11 protein-coding genes and 1 tRNA gene are annotated in these 13,640 nt (G+C 68.5%); 3 read left to right on the forward strand and 9 right to left on the reverse strand.

The genetic code is table 11. From position 1 onward, the window contains the following. Nucleotides 1–71 precede the first annotated feature (71 nt). The gene (locus ACFTSF_RS10520) at nt 72–2,765 is read left to right on the forward strand and encodes a hypothetical protein (protein ID WP_380153577.1); all 2,694 of its coding nucleotides are present in this window, start codon (nt 72–74) and stop codon (nt 2,763–2,765) included. Here ACFTSF_RS10520 and ACFTSF_RS10525 read toward each other — a convergent pair. Beyond that, nucleotides 2,762–3,115, reverse strand: a complete 354-nt coding sequence (locus ACFTSF_RS10525; protein WP_380153578.1) for a 5-carboxymethyl-2-hydroxymuconate Delta-isomerase — start codon at nt 3,113–3,115, stop codon at nt 2,762–2,764. The two genes, ACFTSF_RS10520 and ACFTSF_RS10525, sit on opposite strands and share 4 nt — an antisense overlap. Nucleotides 3,116–3,190: 75 nt before the next feature. Between ACFTSF_RS10525 and ACFTSF_RS10530 the strand changes: the two genes are divergently transcribed. Continuing rightward, the gene (locus ACFTSF_RS10530; RefSeq protein WP_344164083.1) at nt 3,191–3,733 is read left to right on the forward strand and encodes a helix-turn-helix domain-containing protein; all 543 of its coding nucleotides are present in this window, start codon (nt 3,191–3,193) and stop codon (nt 3,731–3,733) included. An 83-nt stretch (nt 3,734–3,816) separates the two neighbouring features. Continuing rightward, nucleotides 3,817–5,994 carry an MMPL family transporter gene (locus ACFTSF_RS10535; protein ID WP_380153579.1) on the forward strand — a complete coding sequence of 726 codons (2,178 nt, stop codon included), beginning with the start codon at nt 3,817–3,819 and terminating at the stop codon, nt 5,992–5,994. A 31-nt stretch (nt 5,995–6,025) separates the two neighbouring features. Here ACFTSF_RS10535 and ACFTSF_RS10540 read toward each other — a convergent pair whose 3' ends face one another. The 8 genes from ACFTSF_RS10540 to aroH form a co-directional block, all read right to left on the reverse strand. Beyond that, complete coding sequence (locus ACFTSF_RS10540) at nt 6,026–6,805, reverse strand: group I intron-associated PD-(D/E)XK endonuclease (protein ID WP_380153580.1); 780 nt, start codon at nt 6,803–6,805, stop codon at nt 6,026–6,028. 51 nt (nt 6,806–6,856) lie between these two features. Beyond that, nucleotides 6,857–6,930 (reverse strand) — tRNA-Pro (locus tag ACFTSF_RS10545). A gap of 57 nt (nt 6,931–6,987) precedes the next feature. Continuing rightward, nucleotides 6,988–9,282 (reverse strand): sialidase family protein, encoded by a 2,295-nt coding sequence (locus tag ACFTSF_RS10550; protein WP_380153581.1) that lies wholly within the window; start codon nt 9,280–9,282, stop codon nt 6,988–6,990. Nucleotides 9,283–9,377: 95 nt separating this feature from the next. Further along, entirely contained in the window at nt 9,378–10,754 is a 1,377-nt protein-coding gene (gene der / locus ACFTSF_RS10555; protein ID WP_380153582.1) for a ribosome biogenesis GTPase Der, read from the reverse strand. After that, the gene (locus tag ACFTSF_RS10560) at nt 10,747–11,475 is read right to left on the reverse strand and encodes a lysophospholipid acyltransferase family protein (RefSeq protein ID WP_380153583.1); all 729 of its coding nucleotides are present in this window, start codon (nt 11,473–11,475) and stop codon (nt 10,747–10,749) included. Before ACFTSF_RS10560 ends, der begins: the two co-directional genes overlap by 8 nt. Further along, nucleotides 11,465–12,145: a (d)CMP kinase gene (gene cmk, locus ACFTSF_RS10565; RefSeq protein ID WP_380153584.1), complete on the reverse strand. Its 681-nt coding sequence runs from the start codon at nt 12,143–12,145 to the stop codon at nt 11,465–11,467. Before cmk ends, ACFTSF_RS10560 begins: the two co-directional genes overlap by 11 nt. Nucleotides 12,146–12,207: 62 nt before the next feature. Then, nucleotides 12,208–13,272, reverse strand: coding sequence for a prephenate dehydrogenase (locus tag ACFTSF_RS10570; protein ID WP_380153585.1), 1,065 nt, complete (start codon nt 13,270–13,272; stop codon nt 12,208–12,210). Continuing rightward, nucleotides 13,269–13,637, reverse strand: a complete 369-nt coding sequence (gene aroH / locus ACFTSF_RS10575) for a chorismate mutase (RefSeq protein ID WP_132404088.1) — start codon at nt 13,635–13,637, stop codon at nt 13,269–13,271. Before aroH ends, ACFTSF_RS10570 begins: the two co-directional genes overlap by 4 nt. Between the last annotated feature and the right edge of the window lie 3 nt (nt 13,638–13,640).

Raw genomic sequence — 13,640 nt, forward strand, 5'->3', positions numbered from 1 at the left:
TGCTGGACTGATCGCGCAGCGTGACGCATTCTTTTCGGCCAGGGCTGTAAAGAGGCGTCAGTGGGGAGACCATGCCTACAGCTGTGTTCGAGAAGTGCGACGAACTGTTCGAGTTGCTCGGCAAGCTGGTCGCGCGGCCGGGTAAGGGGGAAGCGCCGGCGGAGGTCAAGGACCGGGACGGGCTGCCGGTCGTTGTCCTGGTCGGCGACGATCAGGAGGCGCTCGCGGACGACCTCGGGCGCTTCCTCACCCACGCCCGGCCGCTGCGGGTTCCGCACGAGACAGTCGTGGTGTCGCGCGTCAGCGACAAGGTGCGGTCGCAGCGACGGGACCTGATGACGGACGGGATCGGCTGGGCGCGGGCCGAGACGTACCGGCGGATGCTGGTCGAGCTCGCGCAGGAGTTCTCCTCCCCCAGGAACCCACCCGACACCAGGGTGGAGTTCCGCCGGTTCGGTCTGGTCAACTGGCTGCTCGAGTCGTCCCACACCCGGCAGGGGCTGGACGACCCACACGAGCGGCGCCTAATGCAGCGGCTGCGCGACCGGGAGGTGCTGCGCGGCCGGTTGTGGGAGGCGCTGCGCAGTCCGGGCAGTGAGGTGCTGGCCAACGCGAAGATCCCGTGGTGGGCGAAGGTGCTGGCGTTCTACGTCTTCCCGGCCGCCTGGTTCCGGGCGTGGCGCCTGCTGGGGCCGGAGTACCGCTGGCTGCTGCGCCAGCCCTACATGGCACCGGGCGACCCAGGCACGTTCGCCGGATTCGCGCTCCGGCTCGCGCAGCCGCGCAAGGAACGCGAGAACCCCGACCAGATCAGCAAGCTGATGATCAACGCCTTCCTGGCCGACCTGCGCTCCGCCTACCGCCGTCGGTTCTGGCGACGGCGAGCGTGGCGGCGTACGACGTACTGTGTCGCGTTTCTGAAGGGTGTGACCGAGGACAACTGCGGGAACGCGTTCATCCGGTCGCTGATCGACGTCCGCAACGAGACCGGGCTGTTCGATCCCCTGCTGCTCGTCGCGAGTACGCCGGCCACCCGGTACCGCGGACCGGTGGCGCAGCCGGATCCGGAGCGGGCGTACAAGTTCTGGTGGGTGCAGTTCGAGAAGGCGGGGCGGCGGCGCCGAGCTGACGACTGGTACCTGCCGCTGCAGATCCGGAACCCACTCACGGTCGGCAGCACGGGTTTCAACGCACTCGTGCAGCAGGTCGAGGCAGCGCAGCGATTCGAAGTCCCGGACGCACCCCGCTGGAGCAGGCGCGGCGTCACGGTCGGTGCCTTCGCCCTGGTCGCAGTGCTGGCCGGCTGTGGCGGACTGGTCGCTCTGGACAGCAGTAGCGACTGGAAGCGCGCGCACTGCGATCTCAGCAGGTCCGATCCGGACGCGCACACCCTGCGGCGAGAGGTGACCGGCGAGTGCGTGGGGATCGCGCCGCACGGCTACGCGTTCGGCATCCCGGATGAGGACGTGCGGCGAACGCTCGCCACGATCGCCAAGCTGAACGCCGAGGCCGAACAGATTCACCATGACTCACCGCGGCGCCCGGTGGTCACGCTGGTCCACATCTCCGCATTGCTCGGTGGCGGCGGCCGCCAGTACGCGCGGGAAGCGCTGCAGGGTGTGGCGAGCGCGCAGCGGCGGCAGCTGGACAAGAACGGCGAGACCGATCCGGTACTGCGCATCCTGCCGGCCAGTGCGGGTTCCGGGATGCGGTTCGGTCCGACGGTCGTCGACCTGGTCGCAGAGCTGATGCGCGACGACCCGACGATCGTCGGTGTCACCGGGCTGGATCAGAGCCGGCAGGCGACGATCACCACGATCCATGCGATCACCCGGATCGGACTCCCGATGGTCGCCACCACGCTGTCGGCCGACGTACTGGCTGATCAGTCACCGCTGTACTACCAGGTGGGACCGCAGAACCGCCGTGAGGCCGCCATAGCTGTGGCGTACGCCGAACATCTCGCGAAGCAGCGTTTGATCCAGCGCTCGGTGCGCGTGGTCTACTCCTCCGACCCGACCGACGAGTACAGCAAGAACCTCCGCGCGGACGCCGACACCTCCTTCAAGGCGGCCGGGTTCGCCGTACAGGACGTGCCGTTCGTACCGTCGCCAGCGCCGGCCGGGCTGACCGGAGTCGGGGCGCGCAGCGTCGGCGAGGCGGCCTGTGGATATCCCGGTCTGATGTTCTTCGCCGGGCGCTCGGAGGACTTCGCGAAGGTGCTGGAGGGAGCGAACGACGTCTGCGGTTCGACGCCACCGCGCATCCTCGGCGGCGACGACGTCGCCCGCTTCGCTGCCGACCCGCAGCAGCGAACGACGTTCCCCCGGGTACCGTTCGAGTTCCTCGACTTCACCCCCGGTACGGCGTCCTGCGACAGCGCGAGCGATCTCTACAGCACGCTGCGGGAGCTGTTCCCCGAGGAGTGCGAGAAGGTCAAGAACTCTTCACTCGACGGCCACGCCGCGCTAGCCTTCGACGCCGTCAACCTGTTCCTGAAAGCCATCGGCCAGCTCCAGGACTCGGCCCCCGGACTCCCACTCACCCCAGCCGCCGTCTGGCACGGCTTGAGCGCGATCCACGGCAAGTCCGCCCTGGACGGTGAGAGCGGGAAGATCGACTTCGGCGGTCGCGTCGACCAGCACGTCCCGGTCGACAAGCTCGTCTCGGTCCAGCACATCGACGGCCGGCTCGCGCCCCGCCAGGTCGGTTTCTGCGGAAAACGCGGCGGTCAGCGCGGCAGCGCCTGGTGCCCGCCAGGCTAGCGGGCCAGTTTGTGGTACGTCGCCAGGTCGCGGATCTCGACGGTGAGTTGGGTGTTGAGGTCGGGCGTGGGCTTGAGGTGGTCGGCGACGGTGGCGAGGGTGAGTTCGCCGAGGCGGTCCTTGAGTGCTGCGTCGCGACCGGGCAGAAGGGCGATGCCGACGTGAACCATCGCCTCGGCGCCATCGCCGGCGCCGATCACGGCGTCGTCCAGCTTCACGAAGCGGGTCTTGAAGCCGGGGACCGAGCTGCCGATCAGGTCCGCTGCGGCCGGGTGAAAGGCGAGGGCGAAGCCACGGCGGTCGAACGCGCCGGCGAGGGACTCTGAGTACTCAACGGTGATCTGCGGCATGCCTGAAGTATGACGCCGCGCACAATCCTGACCGATCGGTTGAAAACTGGCCGATCGGTCAGGCAAGCTATGGGTATGACCACTCCGGCCCGTGAGCGCACCCGGCACGAGATCGTGCGGCAGGCGATGCGGCTGTTCCAGGGGCGGGGGTACAGCGCGGTGTCGCTGCAGGACATCGCTACGGCCGCCGGGTGTTCGAAGGCGACCGTGCTCTACCACTTCAACGGGAAGCCGGCGGTGCTTGCGGCTGTGCTGGAGCCTGCGGGGGCTGATTTGGCGGAGCTCGTTGCTGCCGCCGCTCAGATGGAGCGGGACGAGGCGCAGGAGTACACGATCGGCCGGTTCACCGACATGGCTGTTCAGTACCGCGGAGTCATCGACGTACTGCAGGAACTGATCCCGGTGATCGAGGAGATGCCGGAGGTCGCGCAACTCGTTGCCGACGGCATCCGGATGAAGGAGTTCCTGGCCGGCTCCGATGAGCCGCTGGAGCTGGACCTGGCCGGGTTCGCGATCAACGGCTTGCTCGGCGAGTGCCGGCATCCCGGTGAGCGGTCCGACGAGGAGATGCGCCGGCTCTGCGATATCGGATTGCGCCGGCTGCTCAGACCCAGCTGATCCGACCAAGGTTTTGTTTCACCGGCCTGCCGTCATGAGGGGCGGCCGGCTTCTGCCCGCACGTCAGAACGGATGCCTTTCCGATGGCCAACCTCCTCTACCGGCTCGGCCGGTTCTCCTACCAGCGCAGGCGCCTGGTCGCCTCGATCTGGGCGGTGTTCATCGTTGCGCTCGGGGTCGGTGCGCTGGCCCTCGGCGGTACGACGACGAACACATTCTCGATCCCCGGCACCGAGTCGCAGCGCGCGCTCGACGCCCTCAAGACCGACCTGCCTGCCGCGAGTGGCGCGTCGGCGACTGTCGTGGTCAAGGCACCGGACGGCAAGACGCTCGCCGACCCGGCGGTGAAGGCAGCGGTCGACGCGACCGTCGCCAAGGCCGCGCAGGTGCCCGAGGTGATCGCCGCGATCGACCCGTTCACCAGCAAGGCCATCAGCCCCGACGGACGAACCGGCCTGATCAGCGTGCAATTCGCCAAGCCGGCCGACGAGTTGTCGAAGGCAAGCACCGAGGGGTACGACGGTCTGTCCGCACTCAGCACGAGTGAGCTGCAGGTCGTGCCGGGCGGCCAGGTCGTCGGCAGCGTGCCGGAAATCGGCGCGACCGAGGTCATCGGGGTCGTCGTCGCCGCGCTCGTGCTGGTCATCACCTTCGGTTCGCTGGTCGCGGCCGGAATGACGTTGCTGACCGCACTTCTCGGCGTACTGGCTGGGATGGCCGGTCTGTTCATCGTGACCGCGTTCACCGATGTGTCGTCGACCGGACCGATCCTGGCGCTGATGCTAGGACTCGCGGTGGGGATCGACTACGCGTTGTTCATCAGCTCGCGACACCGCAGTCAGCTCGCCGAAGGGATGGACGCCGAGGAGTCCGTGGCGCGGGCGACCGCGACCGCCGGTTCCGCCGTACTGTTCGCCGGGGCGACCGTGGTGATCGCACTGGCCGGGTTGTCGGTCGTCGGCGTACCGTTCCTGACCGCGATGGGAATCGCGGCCGCCGCGACTGTGCTGACCGCCGTACTGGTCGCCCTCACGCTGCTGCCGGCCATGCTCGGCTTCGTCGGCAACCGGGTGCTTCCGCGCAAGCTCCGCAAGGCACCGGCCGCGGTCGCGCCGACTGAGGGCTTCGGCTTCCGGTGGGGGCGGTTCGTGACGCGCTTCCGCGTGCCGATCGTTGCTCTGGGCATCATCGGGCTGGGTCTGCTCGCGATCCCGGCCAAGGACATGCGACTCGCGCTGCCCGACGGGGCGTCGGCCGCGGCCGGCAGCCACCAGCGGGTCGCGTACGACCTCACCGCTGAGGCCTTCGGCCCGGGCGCGAACGGTCCGCTGATCGTTGTTGTGAAGAGCAACGACCCGCAGCAGTCCGGTGCGCTGGTGCAGCAGGTGCTGGCGAAGGTCCCGAGTCTGCCGGATGTGATCGCGGCACAGCCCGCGGCGGCCAGCCCGGACGGGAAGACGCAACTGCTGCAGATCATCCCGAAGAGCGGCCCTGCCTCCGAGGCGACCAGCGACCTCGTGAAGAACGTCCGCGCCACGGTCGAGCCGCTCGCCAAGAACGGCGCGACGATCTCGGTGACCGGTAACACGGCCGTCGGAGTCGACGTCTCGCAGAAGCTCGCCGATGCGCTGCCGATCTATCTCCTACTGATCGTCGGTCTGTCGTTCCTGCTCCTGCTGCTCGCCTTCCGCTCGATCCTGGTCCCGCTCAAGGCGACCCTCGGGTTCGTGTTGACGATCGGCGCGACCTTCGGCATCACCGTCGCGGTCTTCCAGCAGGGCCACCTCGCCAGCCTGTTCGGCATCGACAACCCGGGCCCGATGGTGAGCTTCCTGCCGATCATCATGATGGGCATCCTGTTCGGCCTCGCGATGGACTACGAGGTCTTCATCGTCTCCCGCGTCCGCGAAGAGTTCGTGCACGGCAAACCCGCCACCCCAGCCACCGTCGAAGGTCTAGGCCACGGCGCCCGCGTCGTCACCGCCGCCGCCCTCATCATGGCCTCGGTCTTCGCCGGCTTCATCCTCGTCCACGACCCCATCGTCAAAGCCATCGGCTTCGGCCTCACCATCGGCGTACTGATCGACGCCTTCGTCGTCCGCATGACACTCGTCCCGGCCGTCCTCAGCCTCCTCGGTCGCGCCGCCTGGTGGTTCCCGAAGTGGCTCGACCGCATCACCCCGAACGTAGACATCGAAGGCGAATCCCTCCGCGCCGAAGAGAAGAAGCCCGAGCCCAAGGAACTAGTCGACGTCCACTGATCCCTCGTGAGGGGCGCCGGGTCGGCGCCCCTCACCGCAACAAGCTCGACGCATCCCCCACCCGGTAGGGCGCGTAGCTCTCGGCCGAGATCGACTTTCGCCCGGCGAGGACCAGACTGGGGATGACGTAGATGCTGCCGTCTCCGAGCAGGATGAAGAACATGTCGATCGCGTCGGGGTCGTAGGGCATCTTGCTCGCGGTCTTGTCGAGCGTGTAAGGCCGACGACCGATGCCGACATCCCAGTAGCCTTTGCCGTTGCGCGCGGCGCACGTCTTCACTTGCACTCGCTGGATGCCTCTCGCCGTGGTGACCAGCAAGTCGTACTCCTGGGGCTCTACCGGCAACGCGACTGCGCAGCCGTGCAGCGTGAACCACGCCATGGCCATCGACGACGCTGCATACCGCAGGGCTTCCAACCGAGCTGGCTTCTTGAACAGGTCCGCGTCGGCGGCTGGCTCTCGTTGCTCTGTGAAGTGCGTGAAGTCCAGACCCAATCGGACTGTGTGTCCCTTGATGCGCACCCGATTCGCACCGTCGTCAGTGACGTCGAGCGCCTTGAGCACGTCGGCCCAACAGGTTGCTGCAGGCACCGCTTCCCGCAACTGCCGATCGGACCACGGCCGTTGTCCGGTGAAATGGGCCGAGTCCAGCCCGAGTCGATCGGCGCGCCGCTTCAGGGTCCTGATCGCGCCTGCTGACGTGTCCTTCAGGCCCAGCGCACGTGCAACGGCGCGCCAGGAGTGGTTGTTCTTCATGGCCGAGCGCAGGTCGTCGTCGGTCCAGTTTCGTCGATCCCCCAGAGTCTTCATGGGGATAAGACCAATGAGGGGCACCGAAAGAATCGGTGCCCCTCATTTCCGTCGGGCTGACAGGATTTGAACCTGCGGCCCCCTGGCCCCCAGCCAGGTGCGCTACCAAACTGCGCTACAGCCCGATGCTCGTTCCGAAGAAGCGAGCAGGAAGAACCTTACCCCATTCCGGGGGGTGCTTTTTACCGGGGTGGGAGGGTGATGGTTCGGGACCAGATGGTGGAGGTGGGGGGTTTGTTGAGGTTCCAGTTGGCGCCTCGGTCGCCGAAGGTCAGGACTGTGGTGGGGCCGGTTTGGATGAGGGAACCGTTGGCTGAGTTGCGGTAGTCGATGTAGGTGGGTGGGGACCAGGTGGTGCCGGTGCCGTCGGTGGAGATGGCCAGGGACTGGCCGGGGCGGCCGTAGTACAGGAGGAGGCGGTTGTCGGGGAGGAGGACGAGGCTGGGGTAGACGCCGGTCATGGGGACGCCGTTGGTGGCGGCCATGGGGGTGGGGGTTGACCAGGTCTTGCCGTTGTCGGTGGAGCGGGACTGGTACATGACCAGGTAGGAGCCGGTGCGCATGATGGCGATCAGGGCGCCGTCGGAGGTGCGGGCGAGGCCGGCTTCGCAGAAGCCTTCGCCGTTGATGGTGGCGCTGTAGGCGATGGTGGATTGGGTCGTCCAGTTGAGGCCGCCGTCGGTGGAGCGGAGCAGGAGCTGGCGGTAGCGGGCGTCGCCGTCGTAGTAGCCGTAGCCGGATTGGTAGAGGGTGCCGTCGGGGTCTTCGACGACGCTGTGGACGAGGACGAAACCGCCCATCGTGCGGCCGGGCCGGCTGCTGGTGGAGCTGATCGGCTTCATGTTCACCGGTGTCGTCATCGCGCCGATGCGAACCGGGCCCCAGGTGCGACCGCCGTCGTGCGAGAGCTTGGTTTCCACATCGGCGCTGCGGTTCCCGGTGCGCATGAACGTGTGGTACATGACCGCGAGCAGGTCGCCGTTGCGCAGCTTGGACAGCGCGTACGACTGTTCGTTCGGCATCGGGTTCCGGCTTGGCTCGGGGCGCCAGGTGCTGCCCTGGTCGGCTGACGTGGCGATGCGGGTGCCGTTGCTGGCGGTCACGTCCGGGTGGGCGCCGTACGTCACGAGCGCCTCGGAGCCGGTGTTGACCGCCGAGTGCGGCATCTGCAGCAGGTCGTTGGTCACCGAGTCAACGGTGACGGCAGGGCCGACCGTGACCGGCCCGGGCGCCGCTACGTCGGGAGCCGGCAGCGCGGAAATGTCGTCGACGAAGAGCTCGTCGCCGGTCGGCACGGTCCCGTTGCTGGATACTTCGAACGTGGTGAGGTCGGTGACGCGTCGCATTCCGATCGGTCCGCCGGCCGACTGCCGAACGCCGTTCACCGACACCTGCGCTTCTTCCTGGTCGGCGGCAACCTTCACAGCGATCTGATTCCATGCCCCGATCCGTACGGCGCCGGCCGGGCTCACGGTCGTCCAGTACGAACCGTCGTACCAGCGCAGGCTGCCGTCGGCGCCGACCGCGATGTGGAAGACGAGTCGCTGGTCGGTGAACCCTTCCATATGACCCTGCAGCGAGATCTGGAACCCCTGCGCGAGTGCGACCGGGTAGACCGCGAGCCGCAGGTCGATCCCGCGCTGCGGAACCACCGGGCACGAGATCACGGTCTGCCGGTCGGTGGCCCGGTCGTTGATCCGCAGAGAGCGCTCTCCGGTGTTCCCCCGCAGCGCGCTGACCACGGCCGCGGCTTTCCCGGCGGGTGTGCTGCAGCCGGTCGGTACGGCGTCGACCGGTTCGGACTCGAATCCGCGACCGGCCGTGGTGCGGACGTCATCGAAGAACACCTTGTCGCCCTGCGGGACCGTGCCGTTGCTGGCGAACTGGTAGCCGGTCAGGTCGAGGACTCCCCCGGTCCCGGCGCGATTCGCCGTACCGGCCAAGGAGTCGTTGACGAAGATCTGGGCAGAGAGCGCTCCCCCGTCGATCCGGAAGGTGTTCCAGGTCGCGAGCTGCACGGTTCCGGCCGGCGCCAATGGTGACCAGCGGGTGCCGTCGTACCACTGCATCGCGCCGTTGGACTGGACGTTCAGGTGGTAGATCACGCCGGAGGCGCCACCCTGCCAGCGGCCGAGGAGGCTGATCAGGAAGCCGTTGGGCACGCTGGCCGGGTACGTCGCGAACGACAGCGAGGTGCTCGGCGCCGGATCCAACGGGCAGGTGACTACCGTGTGCGACGAGGCCGACACGTCGTTGACCACGAGAGAGCGCTCACTCGCGTTCACGCCGCGTTCTGCGCTGACGACCGCGGCTCCCTTACCGGCGGGCGTCGTACAGCCGGAGGGCACTGCTCCGACCGGCTCGACCTCGTAGGAGCGGGTCACGCCGGGTGGATCAGCGGCGACAGCGGTGGGTACGGCGGTGAGCGGCGCGGCCAGTAGGCCCGCCACCAGGGCAGACGTGAACGCGATACGCACGGGGCGGCCTCCGGAGAGCGTGTCGGAGACACGCACATTGCCGGAAGCCGGACCGTGCCGCTAGCTGTTCCAGGGCCGTCGAAAGGGCCCTTCGGTCAGCGCTTCTGCTTCTTGCGCGCCCGGATCTGGACGTGCACCGGACTACCGACGAACCCGAAGTCCTCGCGCAGCCGGCGCTCGATGAACCGCTGGTACGACGGCTCGATCGCGCCGGAGGTGAAGATCGCGAAGGTCGGCGGCATCGTGGTCGCCTGGGTACCGAACAGGATCTTCGGCTGCTTGCCGGACCGCACCGGGTGCGGGTGGGCCGCGACCAGCCGACCGAGGAACGCGTTCAGCTGACCCGTCGGAACCCGGGTCTGCCAACCCTCGAGCGCAGCCTCGATCGCGGGGACCAGCTTCTCCATGTGCCGACCGGTCAGCGCGCTGATGTTCACCCGCGGCGCCCAGCGGAACTGGACCAGGTCCCGGTCGATCTCCTTCTCCAGGTAGTACCGCCGGTCCTCGTCGACCAGGTCCCACTTGTTGTAGGCGATGACGAGGGCCTTACCGGCCTCCTCGACCGCGTTCATGATCCGGATGTCCTGCTCGGTCATCGGCTCGGACGCGTCGACCACCACGACCACGACCTCGGCCCGCTCGATCGCGGCGTTGGTCCGCAACGAGGCGTAGTACTCGTGGCCCTGGACGTTCTTGACCTTGCGCCGGATACCGGCGGTGTCGATGAACCGCCACTCCTTGCCGACCAGCGTGATCAGCTCGTCGACCGGGTCGACCGTCGTACCGGCGACGTCGCTGACGACGACCCGGTCCTCCTTGGCGACCTTGTTCAGCAGCGAGGACTTGCCGACGTTCGGCTTGCCGACGATCGCGATCCGGCGCGGACCGCCGGTCGCGGGGTCGCGCTCCGGCGGCGCCTCGGGCAGCGCGGCCAGGACGGCGTCGAGCATGTCACCGGTCCCCCGGCCGTGCATGGCCGAGATCGGGAACGGCTCGCCGATGCCGAGACCCCACAGGTTCATCGCCTCGGACTCGACCCGCTGGTCGTCGACCTTGTTGGCCGCGAGCACGACCGGCTTGCCGGACTTGCGCAGCACGCGGACGACGGCCTCGTCGGCGTCGGTGATCCCGACGGTCGCGTCGACCACGAACAGCACCGCGTCGGCGGCGTTGATCGCGACCTCGGCCTGGGCGGCCACCAGCGCGGCCATCCCGACCGCGTCCGGGTCCCAGCCGCCGGTGTCGACGACGGTGAAGCTCCGGCCGGCCCAGTCGGCGTCGTACGAGACGCGGTCCCGGGTGACGCCCGGGGTGTCCTCGACGACGGCCTCACGGCGGCCGATGATGCGGTTGACGAGCGTGGACTTGCCCACATTCGGCCGGCCGACGATGGCCAGCACAGGGAGCGGACCGGAGTCCTCCACCTCGTGCGTCGGCTCGTCGAATTCGTAGCCCGTGGGCAGGTCAGTCATCAGGGTCCTTCTTGTCTGGCGCACCCGGGAGTGGGTGACCGGTGGCTGCGACGGCGGCCTTGATATGGGCACGCAGCATGTCGCCGATCTGGTCGGCAACCGCCCGTACGTCGGAGTGCCGCCTAGGAAAGGATACGCGGTCGATCGTGAACGGTTCGCCGTACACCACGTCGACGCGGCTCCCGGATGGCGGGAACCCCTCGATATCACCGCCCGGCAGCCGGGTCCCGAGCAGCGCCACGGGCAGGATCGGAGCTCCGGTGACCATCGCCAGGTACGCCGTACCGAGCCGGATCCGGGTGAAGTCCCCGGTGCCGCGGGTGCCCTCGGGGTAGATGTTGAGCACCCGGCCGTCGCGCAGGACCTTGATCGACTGCCGGATCGCGCGCGGGTCGTACGACGTGCGGTCGATGGCGATCTGCCCGACCCGGTGCAGGAACCAGCCCTGCAGGCCGCCGAACGCCTCGATCTTGGCCAGTTGATGCAGCATCCGGGGTGCGATCGCGCCTAGCAACGGCCCGTCGAGCAGGCTCAGATGGTTCGGCGTCATCAGTACCGGCCCGGTCCGCGGGAACAGCTCCTCGTGGTGCACCCGCAGGTCGTACTTCCGTGCGAAGTACCGGCTGGCCACCGCCCGCACCGGCACCGCGAGCCGATACGGCAGCTTCGGCAGATCCCCCGTGAACGGCAGCTCCCGCCGCCTCGTCAGCTCAGCTGTCATGGCTCCGGGGACTGGCCTCCTTGGCGAGCCGGCTGATCACGTCGATGACCTCCTCCAGGGACAGATCGGTGGAGTCGATGGTGACCGCGCCGTCCGATGCGACCTGGAAGTCCGCCACCGTCGAGTCGTCCGCGTCCCGCCGTACGATCTGGTCGCGCAACTGCTCCGCGGTCACCGATCCCACCGCCAGTTCAGCACCGCGCCGGGCCAGCCGGGCCTCCTGGTCCGCGGTCAGCAGCACCTTGAGCTCGGCGTCGGTGGCCACCACGGTCGCGATGTCGCGGCCCTCGACGACGATCCCGCCGCTCGGCTGGGCGTCGTCGATGATCTCGCGCTGCCGCCGGATCAGCTCCTTGCGGACATCCAGGTTGGTCGCGATCTTGCTGACCCGCTCACTGATCCGCGGCTCCCGGATCGCCGCAGTGACGTCGGTCCCATCCGCGATCACGAACTGGTTCAGCGGATCGGTGCTGAGCTCGAGCCGTAACTCCCGCGCCCGCTGCGCAACCGCCGCGGTGTCACCCAGATCCAACCCGTGCTCGATCGCCGACCACGTCACCGCCCGGTACGTCGCCCCCGTATCCAGGAACCGCAGTCCCAGCCGGTCGGCCACGCCCCGAGCGGTACTCGACTTACCGGACCCGCTCGGCCCGTCCACAGCGATGATCATGCCCCGAGAATATCCGCCGCCACGGACATCCCTCGACCACGGTCGTGCGGCAGGCTAGGTGGTCAGCGGTGGACGACCCAGCCGCGGGCGGTGAGGGTTTGGGTTAGCTGGTCGTCGGAGCCGGGTTTGACGAGGAGTTCGACTTCACCGACGGGGCGGCCGGGGCTGTGGTCGATGCGGAGGTCTTCGACGTTGGCGCCGGAGGCGGCGGCGTCGTTGAAGAGGCGGGCCAGCTGGCCGGGGCGGTCGGGGATGGTGACGAGGACGCTGACCAGCTCGATGTGCGGGGTGCCGTGCTTGCCGGGGACGCGGACGGCTCCGGAGACGCCGCGGGCGAGTACCGAGGTGAGTTCGTCGCCGGCCTCTTCTTTGCCTAGGGCAACTAGGACGCGATCGAGTTCGTCGCGGATCTGCTCGAGCAGGCCGGTCAGGGCGGCGGAGTTGGCGGAGACGATCTGGGTCCACAGGCCTGGGTCGCCGGCGGCGATGCGGGTGACGTCGCGGACGCCTTGGCCGGACAGTTGCAGGTGTGAGTTCGGTGCGTCGACGAGGGTGCCGGCGGCCAGGGACGACATCAGTTGCGGCAGGTGCGAGACCCGCGCAACCGCGAGGTCGTGGTCCTCGACGGACAGCTCGACCGTGCGTGCGCCACAGGCCTCAGCCAGGCAATGCACGAGCTCGACCGCCTCGGGCGAACTCGTCTCGTGCGGGGTGATCGCCCAGGTCGCGCCGTCGAACAGATCCGCGCGCGCTGCCAACGGGCCGTTGCGCTCCGAACCTGCCATCGGGTGACTGCCGACGTACCGGCTCAGGTCTGCGGACAGGAGCCGGGCATCCGTCAGTGGCTTGGACTTCACGCTCGCCGCGTCGGTGACGACCGCGTCGGTCTGCGCGAGCTGCTCGGCGATCACCGCCCCGACGTGGTCCGGCGGTACGGCGACCACGACCAGCTGCGGTTCGATCTGCACCAGCCGTGATCCCGCGCCGATGCGCTCGGCCATCAGCGCGTTGTCGGGGTTCGCGTCGACGAGCTCGACCACGACACCCAACCGGGCCAGGGCGAGACCGATCGACGTACCGATCAGGCCCGCACCGACGATGCGGACCGGGCCACGAAGTTCGGTCACTGGGCGCCTGTCAGGTCGGGACGGAGCGCCGACGCACCGTGCAGGTAGACGTGCTGGATCTTGTCGCGGGAGCGCTCGGTCTCGGTGTGCACCATCATCCGGACCACCCGCGGCAGCGCATGCGGTACGTCGATCTCCTGCATGCACATCAGCGGTACGTCGGTCAGCCCGATCTGCCGACCGGCCACGGCCGGGAACTCCGCATGCAGGTCAGGCGTGACGGTGAACAGGATGCTGATCAGATCCGCGCTGTCCAGATCGTTCGCCTCCAGGACCGCCTTCACCAGCTCGGCGGACCGCTCGAGCAGGTGCTCGCGCTCGTCCACGTCCAGCTGGGTGGCTCCCCGGATCGCCCGCACCGCCACGTC

This window comes from Kribbella sp. NPDC056951, from assembly GCF_042674205.1.
Classification (GTDB): Bacteria; Actinomycetota; Actinomycetes; order Propionibacteriales; family Kribbellaceae; genus Kribbella; species Kribbella yunnanensis.